Source organism: Nocardioides sp. CCNWLW216 (assembly GCF_037120545.1).
GTDB classification, from domain to species: domain Bacteria; phylum Actinomycetota; class Actinomycetes; order Propionibacteriales; family Nocardioidaceae; genus Nocardioides; species Nocardioides lianchengensis.
Window position 1 is genome coordinate 208351 of record NZ_JBBBBJ010000009.1, and the last position, 20705, is coordinate 229055.

Here is a 20705-nt window from a genome sequence, read left to right on the forward strand (position 1 = left end):
CCCGTCATCTGGATCACTGCAGCAGCTGCAGCACGCTCTGCGGGGCCGACTTGGCCTGCGCGAGCATGGCCGTACCGGCCTGCGAGAGGATGTTCGACCGGGTGTAGCTCAGCATCTCCTGGGCCATGTCGGTGTCGCGGATGCGGCTCTCGGAGGCCGAGAGGTTCTCACCGGTGACGTTCAGGTTGTTGATGGTGTGCTCGAACCGGTTCTGAACAGCACCGAGCTGCGAACGGACCGACGAGACGTCCTTGATCGCCGCGTCGAGCAGGTCGATGCCCGCCGACGCACCCGAGGCCTGCTTGAAGCTGGCCTCGGCCTTCGCGACCTCGGCAGCGGTGCCGGTCACGGAGGCGGTGGTGATCTCGATGCCCGCGCCGCCGGAGGCGTCGGCGGTGGCGGCGCCCGCGCCGAACGCCTCGTCCAGCTTCGCCTGGAGGGCGGCCTGGGCGGTGGCGGCGTCGGTGGCGGTGTCGTACTTGACCGAGGACAGGTCGAGGCTCTTGTTGCCGATGGTGATCGTGCCGTTGAGCTTCTTGTACTCGGCGACGGCGGTGGTGTCGTCCGAGTAGTCCGTGGCCGCACCGACGGTGAGGACACCGGCGGTGCCCGACTCGGCGTCGGTGGTGTTGGTGCCCGTCGTCGCGTTGGCGGCGACGGCGGTGACGTCCAGGCCCGACAGACCCAGGCCGGCGGTGGAGAGGCCACCGGTGCGGATCAGGTCCACGGAGATCTTGTCCTGCGCGGTGTTGTTCGCGCCGACCTGGAACGTGCCCTTGTAGGAGCCGTCCAGCAGCTTGGTGCCGTTGAACTCGGTGGTGTCGGCGATGCGGGTCAGCTCGGTCTTGAGCTGGTCCACCTCGTCCTGGATGTTCTTCTTGGCGTCGTCGTTCAGACCACCGTCGTTGGAGGCCTGGACGGACAGGTCGCGCATCCGCTGCAGGATGGAGTGGGTCTCGGTCAGCGCACCCTCAGCGGTCTGCACGACGGAGACGCCGTCCTGGGCGTTGCGGACGGCGACCTTGATGCCGGAGACCTGCGAGCGCAGGCCCTCGGAGATCGCGAGGCCGGCGGCGTCGTCGGCAGCGCGGTTGATCCGGAAGCCGCTGGAGAGCTTCTCGAGCGACTTCGACATCTGACCCTGCGTGGTGGAGAGGTTCCGGTACGCGTTCTGGGCGTCGATGTTCTGGTTGATGCGGAGACTCATGGTGATTCCCTTCCTGGGGTGTGAGTTCTTGGAGCCCGTCCGTGGGCTCCGACACCCTGCTCATCGGTCCCGGGTGGGACCACCTGAGGCAATGGGTGAAGTTTCTTGGGTGGTTTTTTCAGCCTGCAGCTTCGAAGCTGACGGACAGGCTGCGACGGCCGGACGCGTGGCGGGCGGCGACGGCACGGAAGTAGGCGTCGCGACGCTGCGCGGCGCAGCCGTCGGGACGCGGGTGCTCGGCGACGAGCTCCGGGTCGAGCGCCGAGTTCATCGCGTCGCGCAGCAGCACCAGGGCCTCGGCGCGCATCTGCGAGATGCGCGACTCCGACACCCCGAGCTCGTCGGCGATGTCGGCCATCGGGCGCTCCTCGAGGAAGTAGCCCTGGACGACCGCCTGCAGCCGCTCGGGCAGCTCGGCGATCGCGGCGACGAGGTACTCGAGGCGCTCGCGGTGCTCGATCAGGTCCTCGGGACTCGGGTCGGCGCTGGGGAGGATCTCCGCGAAGGAGTTCTCCGTGGTCGACCCCTGCAGCGAGAGCACGTTGGCGCGGGCCACGTCCTCGTCGTTGCCGGCGACCTCGGCGACGCTGATGCCGAGCTCGGCGGCGACCTCCGCGTTGTCGGGGCTGCGGCCGAGGCTGGTGGCCAGCCGGGTGCGGGCCTGGTCGAGCTCGCGGCCGCGGCGGCGCACCGAGCGGGAGGCCCAGTCGATGCTGCGCAGCTCGTCGAGGATCGCGCCGCGGATCCGGCTGGCGGCGTACCGCACGAACGGGACGCCGCGGTCGCCCTGGAAGGAGCGGCCGGCCTTGACCAGCGCGGTGAGGCCGGCGGAGTGCAGATCGTCGCGGTTGACGTGGGACGGCACCCGGCTCATCGTCTCCCGCACGATGTGGCCCACCAGGCCCATGTGCTGGACGACCAGGTCGTCACGCTCCTGCTGGGTCCGGGGCTGTTCCTCGGTCGAGCCCACGGTCGAGCCCTCGGTGGAGATGGTGTCCTCATGGGCGTCGTGCTCGGGCACGTCGTCTTCGTAGTTCATCGTCCCTCGGTCTTCTCTTCGCGGAACGCTCCCCCCTGGACCGTCCCGGCCCGGGCGAGATCGCCAGGCCTTGCCCCACCAGGATGGGCACTCTTTTCACGTTTCACCTAGGCGTGCCGGCGCATTCACCCGCTCGGACTAGACCGATCGGTGTCGTTGAATCAAGAACGAATCAAGAAGTGCGGCGAAGTGTTTAGGTCGCCGTCCTGCTGCACGAAGGTTCGTTGCTGGACCAGCGTGCGGCACCCCTCACGGAGCCCCCGGTCCACCCGGTCGAGACGCCTCCGCAGCGGTCGGCGTACGACGGCCGGGGCCCGTGTGAAGGTCGCCTCACGAACCGCTCAGGTCGGGGTGGGGGCGGGCGATGTGTCGAGTGCACATCACACCCATCCAGACCACTGGGCTAGGAGGCTTTTCGTGGAGAAGCTGTCCCTCATCCTCTGGCGCGAGCGCGAGCTCCTCGAGACGCTGCTCTACCGACTCGAGGTGGAGCAGCTCGTCCTCGCCGGAGGACGTTCCCGTTGGCTGATGCGATCGGCGAAGGACGTCGAGAGCATCCTCCAGCAGCTGCGCGAGACCGAGCTGCTGCGCGCCGTCGCCGCCGACGAGGCCGCGGCCTCCGTCGGGCTGTCGACGAACCCGTCGCTGCGCGCGCTCGCCGACTCCGTCGACGAGCCGTGGCGCTCGATCCTGGTCGACCACCGCGACGCCTTCGTCGCCGTGACCGAGCAGGTCTCCGCCCTCGCGGACGCCAACCGTCACCTGATCACCAGCGGCTACCGCTCCGCGCGGGAGGCCCTGCTCTCCCTGGGCGGGCCGGTGGACAGCTACAGCCACGACGGATCCGCCGTCGTCGGCAACCCCGGGCAGCGGCTCCTGGATCGGAGCCTGTGATGTCCGGATCGCTCTCCTCGCTCAACACCGCCCTGACGGCGCTGCAGTACCAGCGCAGCGCCATGGACGTCGCGGCGTCGAACGTCGCGAACGCGACCACCGACGGCTACACCCGTCGTCGGGTCAACGGCGAGACGCTCGGCCCCTCGTCCACCCCGGCCCTGTGGTCGCGGCAGAGCCAGACCGGCTCGGGCGTGAAGGCCAGCAACATCGAGCGGATGACCGACGTCATCCTCGACGCCCGCGCCCGGCGCGAGCACGCCTCGCAGTCCTACCTCGACATGCGCGCCACCTCGCTGGCCCGGGTCGAGGCCGGCATCGGCGAGCCCAGCGACACCGGCGTCGCCGCCGCGATGTCCGCCTTCCGGACCAGCTGGTCGGACGTGAAGAACAACCCGAGCAGCGAGGCCGCGCGCACCCAGGTGGTCGCCAAGGCCCAGACGCTGATCGGCGCGATCTCGGCGCAGGTCGCGAACGTGAACGGCGAGATGGCCGACCAGCAGACCCGCCTCGAGAGCACGGTCACGGAGATCAACAACGTCTCCGAGCAGCTGGCCGCGACCAACAAGAACGTGGTCTCCGCGACCCTCAACGGCGTCGACACCACCGCGCTGCTGGACCAGCGCGACCAGCTCGCCATGAAGCTCGCCGAGCTGTCCGGCGGCACCGTGACCATCCACCAGAACGGCGTCGCCGACGTCAGCGTGGGCGGGCACGACCTGGTCACCCTCGACGCGAGCAACCCGCTCGACCCGGCCGACCTGCCCACCGGGCTCGGCGGCCAGCTCGGGGCGGTCCAGGAGCTGCTGACCACGACGCTGCCGGCGTACAAGTCCGGTCTCGACGACGTCGTCACCAAGCTGGCCGACCAGGTCAACACCCTGCACGGCACCGGCTTCGACCTCGACGGCACCGCCGGCCAGCCGTTCTTCTCGTACGACGCCGCCGACCCGGCCGGCTCGCTGGCGGTGGCGATCACCGACCCGCGGAAGCTGGCGGTCTCGTCGACCGGCACCGGCAACCTGGACGGCTCGATCGCCACCCAGCTCGCCGCGGCCGACGACGGCGGCACGGCCTACCAGAGCCTGGTCAACAACTTCGGCTCGCAGGTCAACTCGGCCAAGGGTCTCGCCGGGACCCAGCGGCTGCTCACCAGCCAGGTCGACGGCGCCCGTGACCAGGTCTCGGGCGTCAGCCTCGACGAGGAGATGGTCGGGATGCTCGCGTCCCAGCGTGCCTACGAGGCCGCCTCGCGAGTCATGACCGTCGTCGACTCGGTGCTCGACACCCTCATCAACCGGACAGGACTGCTGCGCTGATGACTTCCGTACGCGTGACCCAGAGCATGCTCAGCCAGCGTTCGCTGCTGGGTGTGCAGACCGGCCTGGCGCGGCTCGCCGCGACCCAGGAGCACCTGACCACCGGTCGGGTGCTCAACCGGCCCTCCGACTCGCCGACCGACAGCACCATCGCGATGCGGCTGCGCGAGCAGATGGCCGACCAGAAGCAGTACGCCCGCAACGCGCAGGACGGGCTGGCCTGGCTCGGCAGCATCGACACGACGCTCTCGAGCATGACCACCGACGTACGGCGGGCGCGGGACCTGGCCCTCCAGGGCGCCAACACCGGCAGCATGTCGGCGACGTCCCGCGAGGCGCTGGCGACCGAGATCGACCAGATCCGCGACGGGCTGATCGCGCGCGGCAACGCGTCGTACCTCGGGCGCCCGCTGTTCGGCGGGGTGACCTCCGACGGCCAGGCGTTCGACCCGGACACCGGGGCCTACTCCGGCGACGCGGGCACCGTGAGCCGGACCATCGCCACCGGGGTCGAGATCCGGGTCGACGTGACCGGGACCGACGTGGTCGGCCCGAACGGCAACTCGCTCTTCGACCACCTGGCCGCGCTCTCGACCGCGCTGCGGTCCGGGGACGAGGCCGGGGTGGACACCGCGATCACGCAGCTGTCCGGCCGGCTGGAGACGATCAGCAACGTGCAGGCCGACGTCGGCACGCGCTACCTGCGGGTCGAGGGGGCCGTCGACGCCGGTGCCGACGCGCTGCTGACCCTGACCTCGCAGCTCTCCGAGATCGAGAACGCCGACCTGCCCTCGACGATCGTCGACCTGCAGCTCCAGGAGGTCGCCTACCAGGCGGCCCTGGCTGCGACGTCGCGCGTCATGCAGCCGAGCCTGGTGGACTTCCTGCGATGACCCTGATGATGGAGCCCGTGATGAGCACGACCGACAGCGCCGACCTCCCGGTCATCGAGCTGGTGCACCCCATGCCGGGGTTCCCGGACCGCAGCCGGTTCGCGTTGGTGTCGCTGGACGAGGACGGCGTCCTCTGCGCCCTGCGCTCGCTGGAGGAGCCCGACCTGCGCTTCCTGGTGGTCCCACCGGGACCGTTCTTCCCGGACTACGCGCCGGAGGTCGACGACTCGGTCGTGTCGGACCTCGGGATCGACTCCGCGGACGACGCCCTGGTCCTCCTGGTGCTGCGGGCCGGGACATCGCTCGCTGAGACGACGGCCAACCTGCTGGCCCCCGTCGTGGTCAACCGGCGGACCCGCCGTGCGGCCCAGGTGATCCTCGATGACCCCAGTCTTTCGGTGAGCGCGCCGCTCGTCGCGTAGCGTTGACCCCATGTTGGTCCTCAGTCGCCGTGTCGGCGAGAGCGTCGTGATCGGCGACGACGTCACGATCACGGTGCTGGAGGTCCGTGGCGACGTCGTCCGCATCGGCATCGACGCGCCCCGGTCCGTCGCCGTCAACCGGGCCGAGCTCCTGCAGGAGCTCGAGGAGAGCAACCGCACCGCGGCCTCGCCCAGCGAGGAGACGGTGGCCTCGCTCACGCAGGCTCTGAAGGACCGCTCCAGCGAGGACTGAGCCCGTCGTACCTCCGGTCGTCCCCGGTCGTCGGCATCTGCCGGGGCCGGGGACGACCCATTTGTTGACGGGGGCAACCGCTGAGGAATAAAGTTGAGATCGTCAACCTTTTACTCAGCATGAATCGAGCTTCCTCCGTGACCCACCCGGTCGACCCCGTCATCGCCCCGCACGTCTCCGTGCCGGGGCAGATGAGCCACCGCGAGATCATGGAGGCCCTCAGCGGCCTGCTGCTCGCGATGTTCGTCGCGATGCTCTCCAGCACCGTCGTCACCAACGCGCTGCCGAAGATCGTGACCGACCTGGACGGCAGCCAGACCGGCTACACCTGGGTGGTCGTGGCGACCCTGCTCTCGATGACCGCGACCACGCCCATCTGGGGCAAGCTCGCCGACCTGTTCAGCAAGAAGCTGCTGGTCCAGTCGGCGCTGGTGATCTACTCCGCCGGCTCGCTGGTCGCCGCGCTCGCGCCGAGCATGTCGGTGCTGATCGGCGCCCGGGTCATCCAGGGGCTCGGCGTCGGCGGCCTGACCGCGCTGGTCCAGGTGGTCATCGCCTCGATGGTGAGCCCGCGCGAGCGCGGCCGCTACTCCGGCTACATCGGCGCCGTCTTCGCGGTGGCGACCGTCAGCGGCCCGCTCATCGGCGGTCTGATCGTGGACAGCCCGCTGGGCTGGCGCGGCTGCTTCTTCGTCGGCCTGCCCTTCGCCCTGGGCGCCTTCGTCCTGCTGCAGAAGACGCTGCACCTGCCGGTCGTGAAGCGCCCGGTCAGCATCGACTACCTCGGCGCGAGCCTGATCATCAGCGGCGTCTCGCTGCTGCTCGTCTGGGTCTCGCTCGCCGGCAACGAGTACGCCTGGACCTCCGGCACCAGCATCCTGCTGGTCGTCCTCGGTCTGGCCATCCTCGCCGCCGCCGTGTACGTCGAGCTCCGCGTCGCGACCGAGCCGATCATCCCGATGCGGCTGTTCGCCGACCGCACCATCAGCCTGGCCACCCTCGCGTCGGTGTTCATCGGCGTCGCGATGTTCGGCTCGACGGTCTACCTCAGCCAGTACTTCCAGCTCGCCCGCGGCATGTCGCCCACCAAGGCCGGCCTGATGACCATCGCGATGGTCGGCGGCCTGCTGGTCTCCAGCATCGTGAGCGGTCGGATCATCAGCGCCACCGGTCTGTGGAAGCGCTGGCTGGTCGGCGGCATGGTCCTGGTCGTCGTGGGCCTCGGCCTGCTGGGCACCGTCGACGAGACGACCCACCTCGCCCTGGTCGGCCTGTTCATGGCCGTGCTCGGCATCGGCCTCGGCGCCACCATGCAGAACCTGGTGCTGTCGGTGCAGAACAACGTGGCGGCCAGCGACCTCGGCGCGGCCAGCTCGGTGGTGGCGTTCTTCCGCTCGATGGGCGGCTCGATCGGCGTCTCCGCGCTCGGCGCGCTGCTCAGCGTGCAGGTCGCCGACAAGGTGACCAGCGGCCTCACCGGCCTCGGCATCGCCTCGGACGGGCACTCGAGCCACGACATCCCCGACCTGAGCACGCTGCCCGCTCCGGTCCGTGGCGTCTTCGAGCACGCCTTCGGCGCCTCGATCGGCGAGCTGTTCCTGATCGCGATGCCCTGCGCCCTCGTGGCCCTGGTGTGCATCATGTTCATCAAGGAGGTCCCGCTGCGGACCTCGGTCGCCCTGGCCGACGAGGTCGCCCCCGAGGCGACGGAGGAGCTGCAGACCCGATGACCGTCTCCACCGAGCAGGACACCCGGCGAGCCGAGCACCTGCGCACCCTCGAGGAGGAGGTCGGCGTCCTCATCCGCCGGGTGCGCCGGGTGATCGGCGAGCGCTCCCAGGCCGTGCACCCCCAGCTGCAGCCCGCGTCGTACCTGATGCTCGGCTACCTCGCCTCCCAGGGGCCGATGCGCTCCTCGGCGATGGCCGAGGCGTTCGACATCGACAAGGGCGCGATCAGCCGTCAGGTCGGCCACCTCGAGGAGCTCGGGCTGGTCGACCGGACGCCCGACCCGGCCGACGGCCGGGCCTCGCTGGTCTCGGCCAGCGAGGACGCCGTCCGCCGGCTCGAGGCGGTCTCGGCCGACCGGCGCCGCTGGCTCGACGAGAAGCTGGGCGACTGGTCCGAGGACGAGCTGGAGCAGTTCGCCCTGGTGCTGGGGCGCTACAACGCGACCCTCAACGCCTAGTGTCCTGAGTCGGAAGTTCGCTCGCAGCAACCGTGCTCTGAGTGTGTGCCTCGCCAGGCGGAGGAGCGACGGCGTGACGGGTCACTCCGAGTGACGACAACGCAGCGAGGTGCGTGCTCAGGGCGCGGAGGCTGCCTGCGAACTTCCGATTCGGGACACTTGCGCTACTGCAGCCAGACCGCGGTGTCGGGCGGCAGCCCGCCCTCGAGCGGGCCGCTGGCGACCAGCACCTCGCCCTCCGGCAGCGGCACGGTCTCGGCCCCGCAGTTGAGGACGGCCGTCACCGGCCCCCGTCGTACGACGAGCAGGTCGTCGCCGGCGTCGAGCAGCTCGACGTCGTCGCCCGCCGTCGTCGCGAAGGTACGGCGGGCCGCCAGCGCCGCACGGTAGAACTCGAGCGTCGAGCCCGGGTCGCCGGTCTGGGCGGCCACGGTCAGCGGACCCCAGTCGTCGGGCTGCGGGATCCACGGCTGCCCGCTCGGCCCGAACCCGTACGGCGACGCGTCGCCCGACCACGGGATCGGCACCCGGCAGCCGTCGCGGCCGACCTCGCCGGTGCGGAACCAGCTCGGGTCCGACCGGTTCTCCTCCGCCACGTCGACCTGCTCCAGGCCGAGCTCCTCGCCCTGGTAGAGGTACGACGACCCGGGCAGCGCCAGCATGGTCAGCGTCGCGGCGCGGGCCCGGGCCAGCCCGACGGCGCCGCCGCCGTAGCGGGTGGGGTGACGGACGACGTCGTGGTTGGACAGCACCCAGGTCGGCGAGGCGCCGACCGGGGCGACGGCCTCGAGCGTCCCGGTGATCACGTCGGCGAACGACGTCGCCGACCAGGGCGCGAGCAGCCAGGAGAAGTTGAAGGCCTGGTGCATCTCGTCGGGCCGCACGAACCGGGCCATCGACTCGGGCGTCTGGGTCCAGGCCTCGGCGACGAGCATCCGGTCCCCGTCGTACTCCTCGAGGACGCGGCGCCAGCGCCGGTAGACGTCGTGCACCTCGGGCTGGTCCCACATCGGCTCGTCGCGCAGCGTGCGCTCGACCATCGACTCACCGGTGGGGGCGCCGCTGCCGAGCGCCTCGCCCTCGGGGACGACCTGGTCGCGCAGGGACTCCTCCTTCACGAGGCCGTGCGCGACGTCGATGCGGAAGCCGTCGACCCCGCGGTCGAGCCAGAAGCGCAGGACGTCCTCGAACATGTCCCCGACCTCGGGGTTGCGCCAGTCCAGGTCGGGCTGGGAGGAGTCGAAGAGGTGGAGGTACCACTGGCCGTCGGCGACCCGGGTCCAGGCCGGCCCGCCGAAGACCGACTGCCAGTTGTTCGGCGGCTCGACGCCCTCGGTGCCGCGGCCGTCCCGGAAGAGGTAGCGCGCCCGCTCGGGGCTCCCCGCCCCGGCCTCGAGCGCCTGCTGGAACCAGGTGTGGGCCGAGGAGGTGTGGTTCGGGACCAGGTCGACGATCACCTTCAGGCCGAGCTCGTGCGCCCGGGTCGTCAGCGCGTCGGCGTCCGCCAGGCTGCCGAACAGCGGGTCGACGTCGGTGTAGTCGGCGACGTCGTACCCGTGGTCCTTCTGGGGCGAGGTGTAGAACGGCGTGATCCACAGGGCGTCGACGCCAAGGTCGCGCAGGTGGGGGAGCCGGTCGGCGATGCCCTCGAGGTCGCCGATGCCGTCTCCGGTGTGGTCGGCGAAGCTGCGGACGTAGACCTGGTAGGTGACGGCGTGGCGCCACCACTCGGGGGAAGTCATGGTCCCCAGGTAACCAGGCGACCCTCAGTTGAAGGCGTCGGGGTCGACCAGGAACCAGGTCGCCTCCGTCGTCCCGACGAGCTCCCCATCCGAGGAGTACGCCGAGGTCGCGGTGAACACCTTGCGGCCGTCGGTGGCCCGGTGCTCCCCGAGCACCACGTGCTCCTCGCCCGCCACGGGAAGCCGGTCGACCCGGGCGGTGAACTCGCCGAGCACCATGGCGCGCTCGGCCATGCCCGCCGCCCACGCGCCCGCGCAGTCGAGGGCGGCCCAGGTGACCGGCAGGTCCACGTCGTGGTCCGGGGTCCAGGTCGCGGCCACGCGATCGGGGCCGACCGGCCCGGGGAAGATCCGGAGCCCGTCACCCACCCCGCGCTCGGTGCCGCAGGAGAAGCAGCCCGGGAACGGGTGGCTGCTCAGCCCCGGGAACGACGCCTCCGCGGCCCGGGCGGTGCTCGGCTCCACGGGCGCGACAGGGGTGAGCGCGCCCCCGGGTCGGGCCTGGAGGACGAGGTCGGCCCCGGCGGTGGCGACGGTCCACCCGTCCTGCTCACCGACCGTCAACGGGCTGTCCAGCGGCGGCGGCCGCCGGAGGCGGACCGTCACGACCGGCGCGTCGACGTACGACGCCAGCGCGCCCGCCGACCAGCCCCCGTTGCCGGAGCGGGCGGGTCCGCGGAAGCGGGCCGGGATCACCAGGTCGCCCATCACCGGATCCGCTCCCAGCGCTCCAGCGCCTCCTTGCGCTCGTCGCCGTGGTCGACGATCGGGTGCGGGTAGCCGACCCGGTCGCGGTCGTCGGCGGACGGATCGTGCGGGTCGGCGACGTCGGCGAGCTCGGGTACGAACCGGCGGACGTAGGCGCCGTCGGGGTCGAACTTGCGGCCCTGGGAGGTCGGGTTGAAGACCCGGAAGAACGGCGAGGCGTCGGTGCCGCTTCCGGCGGTCCACTGCCAGCCGTGGTTGTTGGAGGCCAGGTCGCCGTCGACCAGCCAGTGCAGGAAGTGCCGGGCGCCGTGCTGCCACTCGACGTGCAGGTCCTTGACCAGGAAGCTGGCGACGATCATCCGCAGCCGGTTGTGCATCCAGCCCGTCTCGCGCAGCTGGCGCATGCCTGCGTCGACGATGGGGAAGCCGGTGCGGCCCTCCTGCCAGTCGACCAACTGGTCGGCGGGTTCGTCGTAGGTCATCCGGGCGAACTCGGGCTTGTAGTAGTCACGGGCCGAGTCGGGCCGCCGGAAGAGCACGTCGGCGTAGAACTCCCGCCAGGCGATCTCGGTGCGGTAGACCTGCGCGCCCCGGCTGCGCAGGCCGGCGAGGTCCTTCAGGATCGTGCGCGGGTGGATCTCGCCGTACTTCAGGTGGTGCGACATCCGCGACGTCCCCTCGACCCCGGGGCGGTCGCGGTCCTCGGCGTACGTCTCGACCGGGCCGTCGAGGAAGTCGGACCAGGCGCGCCGCGCCGCCGCCTCGCCGGCCTCGGGCAGGGTGAGCCCCGACGGCAGCGCCGGGTCGGGGATCTCGGTCGTGTCCTGGTCGAGCGCGAGCCACGAGACCCCGGTCGGGGCGTCGACCGGGTCGCGCCAGCCGTGCTCGGCCCAGGCCCGCGAGAACGGCGTGAAGACCTTGTACGGCTCGCCGCTGCCGTTGGTGACCCGCGCCGGCGCCACGGCGTACGGCGAGCCGGTGCGGACCAGCTCGATCCCGGCCCCGGCCAGCGCCTCCTCGACCTGCGCGTCGCGCTCGCGCCCGTAGGGGCCGTAGTCGGCCGCGACGTGCACGCGGCTCGCGCCGACCGCCTTCGCGGCGAGGACGACGCGGCGCACCGGGTCGCCCCGGACCACCGACAGTCCGGCCCGCCGCTGCCGCAGCGAGGCGTCGAGGGAGCGGAGCGAGGCGCCGAGGTAGGCGCGCCGGCTGGGCCCGGCCGGACCCCAGAGCGCGGGGTCGAGCACGAACAGGGGGAGCACCTCGCCGCCCTCGGCCGCGTCGAGCAGGGCGGGGTTGTCGGCGAGTCTCAGGTCACGGCGGAACCACATCACGGAAGGCATCGCCGTCCAGGTTCCCATCGGACTGGGAGCGCTCACCTGTCATGGGACACAATGACCAGCGTGAGCGACCTGATCGACACCACCGAGATGTACCTGCGGACGATCTATGAGCTCGTCGAGGAGGGCATCGTCCCGCTGCGGGCCCGGATCGCCGAGCGGCTGCACCAGAGCGGACCGACGGTGTCGCAGACCGTGGCCCGGATGGAGCGCGACGGCCTGCTCACCATCGAGGGCGACCGCCACCTCGAGCTGACCGACGAGGGCCACCGGCTCGCGATGCGCGTGATGCGCAAGCACCGCCTGGCCGAGCGGCTGCTCACCGACGTCATCGGCCTCGAGTGGGAGCTGGTCCACGAGGAGGCCTGCCGCTGGGAGCACGTGATGTCCGAGACCGTCGAGCGGCGTCTGCTGGAGCTGCTCGACCACCCGACCGAGTCGCCGTACGGCAACCCGATCCCGGGGCTGGCCGAGCTGGGCCAGAGCGAGATCGGCGAGGAGTTCATGGCCGACGTCGAGCCGCTGTCGAAGGCGGCCGGGTCGATGGAGGGACGGGTCCTGGTCCGCCGGATCTCCGAGGAGATGCAGAAGGACGAGGTGCTGATGAGCGCCATGCGCCGGGTCGGCGCGCTGCCCGACAAGACCGTCACCGTGGTCTCCACGGCGGCCGGCGTGCTGGTGGGCTCCGGCGGCGAGACCGCCGAGATCGTGCCCGAGGCCGCCGACCACATCTTCGTGAAGCGGGTCTAGACCTCTCCAGGGCCTCGGATGACCTCCGGGACGGGCCGTCGTTGAGACGGCATGCACCTGGTCGAGAACGCCCCCGCCGCCCGCCCGCTCGAGGTCGACGACGTCGTCGAGCTGCTCCGCGAGCTCGCCGCGGTCATGGCGCCAACGCGCTGAGGAACTCGCTGCACCCCACGTCGATGCGGTACGTCGCCAGCTCGTCGCCGCGGGTCGCGCCGCGGTTGACGATCACCACCGGCGTCCCCGCCTTGGCCGCGCGGCGGACGAACCGGAACCCGCTCATCACCGTCAGGCTGGATCCCGCCACCAGCAGCGCGCCGCCCGCGTCGACCAGCGCGTCGACTGCCGCGTAGCAGCGCTCGACCCGCGGGGCGGGGACGTTCTCGCCGAAGAACACCACGTCCGGCTTCAGCACCCCGCCGCACACCTCGCAGGCCGGCACCACGAAGCCCGCGGTCTCCTCCAGGTCGACGTCGCCGTCGGGCCGCACCTCGGCCGCCGCGTGCTCGGCCAGCCAGCCCGGGTTGGCCGCGTCGAGGCGCCCCTGCAGCTCGGCCCGCCCCGAGGTCGTGCGGCAGTCCAGGCACACAACGTCGGCGATCCGCCCGTGCAGGGCGACCAGCCGCCGACTGCCGGCGCGCTCGTGCAGCCCGTCGACGTTCTGGGTGATCAGCAGGGTCGGGTCGAGCGCGGCCAGCGCGAGGTGGCCGGCGTTCGGACCGGCGGCCCGCATCCGGCTCCAGCCGAGGTGGCTGCGGGCCCAGTAGCGCTGCCGGGCGGCCTCGCCCGAGACGAACTCGCCGTACGTCATCGGCATCCGTGCGGGCGAGCCCGGACCCCGGTAGTCGGGGATCCCGGAGTCGGTCGACAGCCCGGCCCCGGTCAGCACGACCAGCGGACGGTCGCGCAGCAGCGCCAGCGCATCGGTGGTGGTCGACCCGGCGGACGTCTGCACGTCGTCGAGGGTACGTCGCACCGCGTCAGCTGGTCGCGCGCGCGAGCCACTCCGCCATCAGCGCGCGTTCGGCGGCGCTGAGGCCGGGCAGGTCGTCCAGCACCGTGCCGAAGGTGACCGCGACGGCCGTGGGCGAGGTGTCCGGTGCGGCGGGTCCGGAGGTCAGCACCCGGTCGAGCACGGCGTCGAGCAGACCGTCCGCCAGGCCGGGGTCGCGCTCGTCGGGAGGCGTGCCGATCAACGTCAGCACCGCCCCGCTCCCGGCGGCGTGGATCATCAGCACCGCCCGGTCCTCGGGGACCCGGAGCTGACCGGCGGCGGCCACGCGTCGTACCCGGGAGCGGAGCACCGCGATCCCGGCCTCGGTCGCGGGGGAGTCCCGGCGGCGGCCCGGGGCCAGCAGCAGCGTGTAGAGGTCGGGATTGGCGAGCCCGAAGTCCAGGTGCTGGCGCCAGGCCGCGCGCAGGTCGGCGACCGGGTCGTCGCCCTCGGCGGCGGACTGCTCGGTCTTCGTCGCGACGTAGGTGGCCATCGCGTGCTCGGCGACCGCCTCCAGCAGGCCGTCCTTGTCACCGAACAGCCGATAGATGGTCGGCGCCTGGACCCCGGCCTCCTGGGCCACGCCGCGGGTGGTGACCGCGCCCGCGCCCTGCTCGCGGAGCAGTCGGGCGGCTGCCTCGACGATGCGTCCCCGGGGGCTGTCCTGGAGGTCGGGTCCGCTGGTCATGGATCAACGATAACGCCATGCGGCTAGCGCTGGTGCTATCGTCGATAACATCAGATCCGAATCAATGATAGGAGTACGTCATGTACGTCGTCACCGGTGCCACCGGTCAACTGGGGTCGCGGATCGTCCGACGCCTGCTCGAGCGCGTCCCCGCCGACCAGGTCGGGGTGAGCGTCCAGGACGTCCGTGCGGCCGCGTCCCTCGCCGCGCGCGGCGTCCGGGTCCGGGCCGGCGACTTCACCGAGCCGGCCACCCTCGCGCACGCCTTCGAGGGCGCCAGCCGGGTGCTCGTCGTGTCGGCGGCCATCCGGGGCGCCGCCGCGGCGGACGCGGGTCGGGCCGCGGTGACCGCGGCGCGCGACGCCGGCGCCGACCGGATCCTCTACACCAGCCACCAGGCGGCGTCGTACGACTCGCTGTTCCTGCCGCAGCTGACGCACGCCGGGACCGAGACCCGGCTCGCCGAGCTCGGGGTGCCCTACACCGCCTTGCGCAACGGGTTCTACGCCGCCACGCTCGGCCACTACGTGGGCGACGCGGTGGCGAACGGGGTGCTGGCGCTCCCGGAGGACGGGCCGTTCTCCTGGACGGCGCACGACGATCTCGCCGAGGTCGCGGTGGCCGCCCTCGCGGGGGACGCGACGCTCGACGGGATCACGGCGCCGCTGACCGCCCCCGAGTCACTCGACTTCGAGGCCGTCGCCGGCCTGGTCTCCGAGATCACCGGACGAACGGTCACCCGCGTCGTCGTGCCGGACGAGCAGTGGGTCGGGGACGCGGTGGCGGCCGGGACGCCCGCCGGCGTCGCAAGGTTCACGCTCGGGATGTTCCGGGCGGCCCGGCGTGGTGAGTTCGCGGTCACCGACCCCACGCTGGAGCGGGTCATCGGCCGTCCCGCGACGTCGGTGCGCGAGGTCCTGCAGGGCCTGGTGGGTCAGCGCGCGTAGCGCAGGGCCGCGCGCGCCCGGGCCCTCTCGGCCTCGACCTCGCGGTTCTTGGGCGGCGCCGTCGTGACCAGCTCCTCGAGCAGGTGCTCGGTGAGGTGGGCGATCTCGGCGACGGCGCGGTCGAACGCGGCCTGGTTGGCCTGCGACGGCTTCGTGGTGCCGCTGACCTTGCGGACGTACTGCAGTGCGGCGGCGGTGACCTCGCTGCTCGTCGCCGGCGGCTCGAAGTTGTTGAGCGGGCGGATGTTGCGGCACATGCCTCGAGGGTACGACGGGTCTCGTTACGCTCGCTGGCGCTCGCAAGAGGGGCGGCGCGGCCATCCCCTCGCTGGTCGACTGGCCCCGCGAGGACGATTCATCCCCTCGCTGGTCGAGTAGCCCCGCGAGGGACGAGCGGGGCGTATCGAGACCTCACACCTCGAAGTACGACACCTCGGAGCCCGTCACCAGCACCACCCGGCCGTCGCCGAGCGGCACGGTCCGGACCTCGGCGACGTCCTCGCCGTGCTCGACCTCGATCATCCGGTTGCTGATCTGCCGGTCGTGGAGATGCAGCATGGAGACGTAGCCGGTCTGGCCGCGCCGGCCGTAGTCGGCGATCACGGTCAGCAGGGTCCGCTCCTCGGGCAGCCAGGTGACCTGGCGCGGGTCCTGCCCGGCGAGCGCCTGTGACCCGGCACGGTAGGAGTGGACGTCGAGCTGTCGGACGGCAGTGAGGTCGGTGACGTCGAAGAAGCCCGCCTGGGCTCCCCAGCCTCGGCCGGTCCCGGTCGGCCCCTGGCCGAGGCCGATCATCCGGTTCCTGCCGAGCGGGTGGAGGTACTCGGAGAAGCCGGGGATCTTCAGCTCGCCGAGCAGGGTGGGGGCGGTCTCGTCGGAGAGGTCGACGGCGTAGAGCGGGTCGACCTCCCGGAAGGTCACCACGACGGCCAGCGCGTCGAACCAGCGCACCGACTTGATCTGCTCGTCGACCCCGAGGTCGTCGAGCCGCCCGACCTCGACCAGGGCGGGACCGTCCTGCTCCAGGGTGAGGACCGAGTTGAAGTTGCCGGTGAGCTGGCTCGGCCCGACGGCCAGGCGCAGCACGCCGTCCTGCTCGTCCATCGCCCAGCGGTCCGCGACCGCGCCGTCGACCCGGCCGCTCGCGAGGTACGTCGTCCCGGTGCCGGCGAGCTCGAGGTCGTGGACCGTGGTGGTGCCGGCCAGCTCCTCGTCGTACGCGGCGGTGATGCCCTTCGACTCGCGGAAGCAGCACCCCCAGCCGCTCCCGTGGCTGGTCGCGAGGTAGAGGTGGTCGGGCGAGAAGTAGGCGACGTCGGCCGCTGCGGCCAGGCCCTGGACGGTGCGCTCCGCGGGGTCGCCGGCCGCGAAGCCGACCACGGCGAGGGTGTCGAGCCCCGCGGCATCGTCGGGGAGGGCGACCGCCGAGCAGTCGACCAGCGGCGTCGTCGCGCCGCCCTCGGTGACCGTGGGGAGCCAGTCCTCGATCGTGGTCGCGCGCACCAGCGCGCGGTTGGCCCGCAGCGCCTCCCGGTCGGTACGGCGCCGCGTCGGGTGGGTGAACGCCAGGTCCGGCAGCCCCGCCGCGACCACGACCCGGACCGCGTCCCCGTGCAGCCGAGCGGCGAGCAGGCGGGCGTCGTAGTCGGCGGTCGTCGTGACGACCGGCGCGGCCGGGTCGCCGAGGTCGACGCCGAGCATCCGGGTCGTCCCGTCGGGCCGGGCGGCCACGACCGTCGCGGTGACGCCGGCCAGCAGCAGCTCGCCCTCCCGCGCCCCGCCGAGCGCCAGGCGCCCGAGCCGTGCGGGTGCGTTGCCGCCGCGGACGTCGTACGTCGTGAGGACGCCGTCGTCGAGGCGGACCAGCAGCTCGCCGTCGGTCTTCACGACGTCGGGCTCGTCGACCCCGGACTCCTGCACGTTGGTCCCGCTCTCCTCGCTGGTGGCCCGCTGCGAGGCCGGGGCCTTGGCGGCTCCGGCGTGGCCGCTCGCCCTCCGCACGGCACCGTCCGCAGCGAGGTCGTCGAGCAGGACCGGGCCCCCGCGGTAGAGGGAGGTGTCGCCCCAGCCCCAGGGGCCGACCAGGTCGACGGCCCGCTCGACGTACGCCTCGAGGAGGGTGGCGCAGTCGTCGGCGTACCCGACGGGCGCGCCGGGGGCGGCGTACGGCGCCGCGACCGGGCTCGCGTCGGTGCCACCGAGGCGGGGCGCGTCCGGTCGGTCGGGACGGTCCGGACCGTCCACCGCCGTCCCGGCGACGAAGGCGCCGGCGAGGGCGACGGTGGTGACGAGCACGAGGAGCGGGCGCGAGCGGGGCATGGGGCTCGGACGCCGGACCGTCGGGCGGGGTTCCGTCGGGTGGCAGCATGGCGGCCATGGCTGATACTCCCGACCTCGACCTGGTGCTCTTCGGCGCCACCGGCTTCACCGGCGCGCTGACCGCCGAGTACCTCGCCGCGCACGCCCCCGCCGGGCTCCGCTGGGCGCTCGCCGGACGCAACCTCGACAAGCTGGCCGCGGTCCGCGACCGGCTGGGCCCGGACGCGGGCGAGCTCGAGCTGATCCGGGCCGACGTCACCGACCCGACCTCGCTGGCCGACCTCGCGCGCCGGACCAAGGTCGTCATCACGACCGTCGGCCCCTACCTCACGTACGGCGAGCCGCTGGTCGCCGCCTGCGCGGAGGCCGGCACCGACTACGTCGACCTGACGGGCGAGCCCGAGTTCGTCGACCGCATGTACGTCGCCCACCACGCCACCGCGCAGCGCACCGGGGCCCGGATCGTGCACGCCTGCGGCTTCGACTCGATCCCGCACGACCTGGGTGCGCTCCACACCGTGCAGGAGCTGGCCGCGGCCGGACCGGTGACGGTGCGCGGCGTGGTCCGCGCCGGCGGCACCTTCTCCGGCGGCACCTTCCACTCCGCGCTGAACCAGTTCGCGCGGGCGCGGCAGATGCGTGAGGCGTCGGTCGCCCGGCGGCGGGTCGAGCCGCGCCCCGAGGGCCGGTCCTCGCGCGCGGTCGGCGGCAGGCCGCACCGCGACCCGGTGCTGGGCTTCTGGCTGGTCCCGCTGCCGACCATCGACCCGTTCGTGGTGGCGCGGAGCGGGGCGGCCCTGGCGTCGTACGGGCCGGAGTTCCGTTACTCCCACTACGCCGGCACCAAGACGCTGCGCTACGCCGCCGGCGGGGCGGTCGGCGCGGGCGTGCTGGCCCTGGCCAGCCAGGTCCGGCCGCTGCGCAACCTGCTGCTGAGCCGGGTGCCGCAGGGGGAGGGGCCCGACGAGCGTCGGCGCGAGAAGGCCTGGTTCACCGTCGACCTGGTCGGCGAGGGTGACGGCCGCACCGTCCACACGCGCGTCTCCGGCGGCGACCCCGGCTACGGCGAGACCGCGAAGATGCTGGCCGAGTCGGCGCTCTGCCTGGCCTTCGACGACAACCCGCCCACGTCCGGTTCGGTGACCACCGCGCAGGCGATGGGGGAGAACCTGATCATCCGCCTGCGGGCGGCCGGGATGCGCTTCGAGACCGTCGACTGACGGCGACGACCGCACCGGCGGCCCCCGGGGAAATGGAAGAAGCCCGCTGGCGTCTCGGGTCACCAGCGGGCTTCGTGGACTACGTTAAACGACCCTCTGAATCGGTGTCCGGCGATTCCCGCAGGACACGACGACTGGTCCAGACCGCCGGTTGGTCCGAGCCGTCCGCGGGCAGGAGGTGACCTGCTGGGGGGAGACGGCAGGTGGAGCATGGAGCAGGACCACCGGATGCGCTTCCAGCTGTCGCACCGCGACGGTCTGCTGGTGCGGCGGCTGCTGGACCGCGACGGTTTCGCCGTCGACGGCCCGGACGGTCGAGGTGACGACCGGCGCACGCAGCTGAGCGTGGTCGCCGAGACCGAGGGCCGTGCGGCCCGGGTGCGCGAGGTGGTCGCCCGCTGGGCGCCCGAGGCGGTCCCGGTCGGACCTGTCTTCTAGCCGAGGGTCGAAGCCCGGGCGACGAGCTCGGGGGTGAAGAGCACCTGGCGGTGCCGGTGGGCCTCGTCGGTGGCCTCGTCGAGGACGAGCTCGGCGGCGGTGCGGCCGAGCTCCTGGCGGGGCTGCCGCACGGACGTGAGAGGTACGGCGGCCGCCGCGGCGAACTCGATGTCGTCGTAGCCGACGATGGCCAGCTGCTCGGGAACCTGGGTGCCGGAGCCGATGGCCTGCTGGAGCAGGCCGAGGGCGAGCAGGTCGTTGGCGCAGAACGCGGCCGTGGGTCGGCGGGCCGTCGGGAGGCCGGCGAGGCGCTCGCCGGCGTTGCGGCCCTCCTGGACGTCGAGGGTCGTGGTGGCGAGCACGACGAGGTCGTCGGCGGAGAGACCGGCCGCGGCCCAGGCCTGGCGGGCGCCCTCGAGGCGGTCGCGGACCTGGCCGAGGTGCGGTGGTCCGCCGATGAAGGCGACCTGGGTGTGGCCGCGGTCGACGAGGTGCTCGACGGCCAGCCGGCCGCCGTGCAGGTCGTCGACGGCCACCGAGCAGAAGCTGGCGTCCGAGCGGGTCCGGTCGACGATCACCAGCGGGGTGCCCCGGCGTCGTACCTCCTTCAGGACCGCGGCGTCGGGATCGACCGGCGTGACCAGCACCCCCTGGACGCGCTGCTGCTGCAGCAGGGCGAGGTGAGCCTCCTCGCGCGAGGCCAGGTTGCTGCTGTTGCACAGGACGAGGGAGAGGTCGGCCTCGTCGGCCGCCACCTCCAGGCCGCGGGCGACGTCGGTGAAGAAGGGGTTCGAGGCGTCGAGCATGACGTAGGCGAGGGTCCGGCTGGTGCCGGCACGGAGCTGGCGGGCCGACTCGTTGCGGACGAAGCCGAGCTCCGTCATCGCCTCCTGCACCCGGGCCCGAGTCGTGGTCCCCACCCGGTCGGGCCGGTTGAGGACGTTGGAGACCGTGCCGACGGAGACCCCGGCGGCAGCGGCCACGTCCTTCACGGACGCGGCCCGCGGGGCGTGCGTCAGCGACATCTCGGTCTCCTTCCTCGGGTGCTCGTGGGGGTACGGCGGGTGGGGGTGCCCGGCCGGCCACGGGAGAGCCATGGCCGGCCGGGCGGGTCTAGCGGGGTGGTGCGGTGGTGCGTCCTGCTTCGGTGCTGATCGCGACCCTCGGTCGAGGTTTCGAGACGGGTTCCGCAGCCCCGAGCAAGCTCGGGTCTGCGCAACCCTCCTCAACCTGATCGCCTCGTCAGGTCCTCGCTTCGCTCGGACCTGGGCGATCAGAAGTCGAAGTCGGCGATGTTGTCCTTGTTGAAGCGGAACGGGTCGCCGAGCAGGACGGTGTTGTCCGCGC

General features: G+C 72.5%; 21 protein-coding genes. 11 read left to right on the forward strand and 10 right to left on the reverse strand.

From position 1 onward, the window contains the following. Positions 1 to 13: 13 nt before the first annotated feature. On the reverse strand, positions 14 to 1207 hold the full coding sequence (locus V7S47_RS19615) for a flagellin N-terminal helical domain-containing protein (protein WP_090857439.1): 1194 nt from the start codon (positions 1205 to 1207) through the stop codon (positions 14 to 16). A 118-nt stretch (positions 1208 to 1325) separates the two neighbouring features. Then, positions 1326 to 2246: a sigma-70 family RNA polymerase sigma factor gene (locus V7S47_RS19620; protein ID WP_336563142.1), complete on the reverse strand. Its 921-nt coding sequence runs from the start codon at positions 2244 to 2246 to the stop codon at positions 1326 to 1328. A gap of 417 nt (positions 2247 to 2663) precedes the next feature. Here V7S47_RS19620 and flgN point away from each other — a divergent pair, with 417 nt between their 5' ends. The 7 genes from flgN to V7S47_RS19655 all read left to right on the forward strand — a co-directional run bounded on the left by flgN (position 2664) and on the right by V7S47_RS19655 (position 8215). Further along, entirely contained in the window at positions 2664 to 3140 is a 477-nt protein-coding gene (gene flgN, locus V7S47_RS19625; protein WP_090857445.1) for a flagellar export chaperone FlgN, read from the forward strand. Next, complete coding sequence (gene flgK / locus V7S47_RS19630) at positions 3140 to 4459, forward strand: flagellar hook-associated protein FlgK (protein WP_336563143.1); 1320 nt, start codon at positions 3140 to 3142, stop codon at positions 4457 to 4459. Before flgN ends, flgK begins: the two co-directional genes overlap by 1 nt. Continuing rightward, complete coding sequence (gene flgL / locus V7S47_RS19635) at positions 4459 to 5352, forward strand: flagellar hook-associated protein FlgL (RefSeq protein WP_090857451.1); 894 nt, start codon at positions 4459 to 4461, stop codon at positions 5350 to 5352. Before flgK ends, flgL begins: the two co-directional genes overlap by 1 nt. Before the next feature lie 20 nt (positions 5353 to 5372). Beyond that, the gene (fliW, locus tag V7S47_RS19640; RefSeq protein ID WP_211752966.1) at positions 5373 to 5774 is read left to right on the forward strand and encodes a flagellar assembly protein FliW; all 402 of its coding nucleotides are present in this window, start codon (positions 5373 to 5375) and stop codon (positions 5772 to 5774) included. 10 nt (positions 5775 to 5784) lie between these two features. Continuing rightward, complete coding sequence (gene csrA / locus V7S47_RS19645) at positions 5785 to 6027, forward strand: carbon storage regulator CsrA (protein ID WP_090857458.1); 243 nt, start codon at positions 5785 to 5787, stop codon at positions 6025 to 6027. A gap of 137 nt (positions 6028 to 6164) precedes the next feature. After that, positions 6165 to 7757, forward strand: a complete 1593-nt coding sequence (locus tag V7S47_RS19650) for an MDR family MFS transporter (RefSeq protein WP_336563144.1) — start codon at positions 6165 to 6167, stop codon at positions 7755 to 7757. After that, complete coding sequence (locus V7S47_RS19655; protein WP_090857465.1) at positions 7754 to 8215, forward strand: MarR family winged helix-turn-helix transcriptional regulator; 462 nt, start codon at positions 7754 to 7756, stop codon at positions 8213 to 8215. Before V7S47_RS19650 ends, V7S47_RS19655 begins: the two co-directional genes overlap by 4 nt. 164 nt (positions 8216 to 8379) lie before the next feature. Here V7S47_RS19655 and V7S47_RS19660 read toward each other — a convergent pair whose 3' ends face one another. Genes V7S47_RS19660 through V7S47_RS19670 form a run of 3 tightly spaced genes read right to left on the reverse strand, consistent with a single transcriptional unit; the run spans position 8380 to position 12008 of the window. Then, the gene (locus tag V7S47_RS19660) at positions 8380 to 9957 is read right to left on the reverse strand and encodes a glycoside hydrolase family 13 protein (RefSeq protein ID WP_336563145.1); all 1578 of its coding nucleotides are present in this window, start codon (positions 9955 to 9957) and stop codon (positions 8380 to 8382) included. A 24-nt stretch (positions 9958 to 9981) separates the two neighbouring features. Beyond that, complete coding sequence (locus tag V7S47_RS19665; RefSeq protein WP_336563146.1) at positions 9982 to 10665, reverse strand: hypothetical protein; 684 nt, start codon at positions 10663 to 10665, stop codon at positions 9982 to 9984. Continuing rightward, a complete protein-coding gene (locus V7S47_RS19670; protein ID WP_336563147.1) occupies positions 10665 to 12008 on the reverse strand; it encodes a cryptochrome/photolyase family protein in 1344 nt (447 codons plus the stop codon). Before V7S47_RS19670 ends, V7S47_RS19665 begins: the two co-directional genes overlap by 1 nt. A 60-nt stretch (positions 12009 to 12068) precedes the next feature. Here V7S47_RS19670 and V7S47_RS19675 point away from each other — a divergent pair, with 60 nt between their 5' ends. Continuing rightward, a complete protein-coding gene (locus V7S47_RS19675; protein ID WP_336563148.1) occupies positions 12069 to 12755 on the forward strand; it encodes a metal-dependent transcriptional regulator in 687 nt (228 codons plus the stop codon). 133 nt (positions 12756 to 12888) lie between these two features. Here the strand turns inward: V7S47_RS19675 and V7S47_RS19680 are convergent, their stop codons facing one another. Both V7S47_RS19680 and V7S47_RS19685 read right to left on the reverse strand, forming a co-directional pair. Then, complete coding sequence (locus V7S47_RS19680; protein WP_336563149.1) at positions 12889 to 13707, reverse strand: NAD-dependent protein deacetylase; 819 nt, start codon at positions 13705 to 13707, stop codon at positions 12889 to 12891. Between the two features lie 25 nt (positions 13708 to 13732). Continuing rightward, a complete protein-coding gene (locus tag V7S47_RS19685; protein WP_336563150.1) occupies positions 13733 to 14434 on the reverse strand; it encodes a TetR/AcrR family transcriptional regulator in 702 nt (233 codons plus the stop codon). Between the two features lie 80 nt (positions 14435 to 14514). Here V7S47_RS19685 and V7S47_RS19690 point away from each other — a divergent pair, with 80 nt between their 5' ends. Then, positions 14515 to 15381, forward strand: a complete 867-nt coding sequence (locus V7S47_RS19690) for an NmrA family NAD(P)-binding protein (protein WP_336563151.1) — start codon at positions 14515 to 14517, stop codon at positions 15379 to 15381. On the opposite strand, the gene V7S47_RS19695 is transcribed toward V7S47_RS19690, so the two are convergent. Continuing rightward, positions 15369 to 15638 carry a DUF2277 domain-containing protein gene (locus V7S47_RS19695; RefSeq protein WP_336563152.1) on the reverse strand — a complete coding sequence of 90 codons (270 nt, stop codon included), beginning with the start codon at positions 15636 to 15638 and terminating at the stop codon, positions 15369 to 15371. The two genes, V7S47_RS19690 and V7S47_RS19695, sit on opposite strands and share 13 nt — an antisense overlap. A gap of 154 nt (positions 15639 to 15792) precedes the next feature. After that, positions 15793 to 17700 carry a beta-propeller domain-containing protein gene (locus V7S47_RS19700; RefSeq protein WP_336563153.1) on the reverse strand — a complete coding sequence of 636 codons (1908 nt, stop codon included), beginning with the start codon at positions 17698 to 17700 and terminating at the stop codon, positions 15793 to 15795. A gap of 56 nt (positions 17701 to 17756) precedes the next feature. Between V7S47_RS19700 and V7S47_RS19705 the strand changes: the two genes are divergently transcribed. Both V7S47_RS19705 and V7S47_RS19710 read left to right on the forward strand, forming a co-directional pair. After that, the gene (locus V7S47_RS19705; protein ID WP_336563154.1) at positions 17757 to 18920 is read left to right on the forward strand and encodes a saccharopine dehydrogenase family protein; all 1164 of its coding nucleotides are present in this window, start codon (positions 17757 to 17759) and stop codon (positions 18918 to 18920) included. Between the two features lie 210 nt (positions 18921 to 19130). Beyond that, on the forward strand, positions 19131 to 19358 hold the full coding sequence (locus V7S47_RS19710; RefSeq protein ID WP_336563155.1) for a hypothetical protein: 228 nt from the start codon (positions 19131 to 19133) through the stop codon (positions 19356 to 19358). Here the strand turns inward: V7S47_RS19710 and V7S47_RS19715 are convergent. Beyond that, on the reverse strand, positions 19355 to 20383 hold the full coding sequence (locus tag V7S47_RS19715) for a LacI family DNA-binding transcriptional regulator (RefSeq protein WP_336563156.1): 1029 nt from the start codon (positions 20381 to 20383) through the stop codon (positions 19355 to 19357). The two genes, V7S47_RS19710 and V7S47_RS19715, sit on opposite strands and share 4 nt — an antisense overlap. Between the last annotated feature and the right edge of the window lie 322 nt (positions 20384 to 20705).

Coding starts and splice junctions, on each gene's coding strand:
- V7S47_RS19615 (WP_090857439.1), bottom strand. CDS start 1,207: ATGAGTCTCCGCATCAACCAGAACATCGACGCCCAGAACGCGTACCGG.
- V7S47_RS19620 (WP_336563142.1), bottom strand. CDS start 2,246: ATGAACTACGAAGACGACGTGCCCGAGCACGACGCCCATGAGGACACC.
- flgK (WP_336563143.1), top strand. CDS start 3,140: ATGTCCGGATCGCTCTCCTCGCTCAACACCGCCCTGACGGCGCTGCAG.
- flgL (WP_090857451.1), top strand. CDS start 4,459: ATGACTTCCGTACGCGTGACCCAGAGCATGCTCAGCCAGCGTTCGCTG.
- fliW (WP_211752966.1), top strand. CDS start 5,373: ATGAGCACGACCGACAGCGCCGACCTCCCGGTCATCGAGCTGGTGCAC.
- csrA (WP_090857458.1), top strand. CDS start 5,785: ATGTTGGTCCTCAGTCGCCGTGTCGGCGAGAGCGTCGTGATCGGCGAC.
- V7S47_RS19655 (WP_090857465.1), top strand. CDS start 7,754: ATGACCGTCTCCACCGAGCAGGACACCCGGCGAGCCGAGCACCTGCGC.
- V7S47_RS19660 (WP_336563145.1), bottom strand. CDS start 9,957: ATGACTTCCCCCGAGTGGTGGCGCCACGCCGTCACCTACCAGGTCTAC.
- V7S47_RS19665 (WP_336563146.1), bottom strand. CDS start 10,665: ATGGGCGACCTGGTGATCCCGGCCCGCTTCCGCGGACCCGCCCGCTCC.
- V7S47_RS19670 (WP_336563147.1), bottom strand. CDS start 12,008: ATGCCTTCCGTGATGTGGTTCCGCCGTGACCTGAGACTCGCCGACAAC.
- V7S47_RS19685 (WP_336563150.1), bottom strand. CDS start 14,434: ATGACCAGCGGACCCGACCTCCAGGACAGCCCCCGGGGACGCATCGTC.
- V7S47_RS19690 (WP_336563151.1), top strand. CDS start 14,515: ATGTACGTCGTCACCGGTGCCACCGGTCAACTGGGGTCGCGGATCGTC.
- V7S47_RS19695 (WP_336563152.1), bottom strand. CDS start 15,638: ATGTGCCGCAACATCCGCCCGCTCAACAACTTCGAGCCGCCGGCGACG.
- V7S47_RS19700 (WP_336563153.1), bottom strand. CDS start 17,700: ATGCCCCGCTCGCGCCCGCTCCTCGTGCTCGTCACCACCGTCGCCCTC.
- V7S47_RS19705 (WP_336563154.1), top strand. CDS start 17,757: ATGGCTGATACTCCCGACCTCGACCTGGTGCTCTTCGGCGCCACCGGC.
- V7S47_RS19710 (WP_336563155.1), top strand. CDS start 19,131: ATGGAGCAGGACCACCGGATGCGCTTCCAGCTGTCGCACCGCGACGGT.
- V7S47_RS19715 (WP_336563156.1), bottom strand. CDS start 20,383: ATGTCGCTGACGCACGCCCCGCGGGCCGCGTCCGTGAAGGACGTGGCC.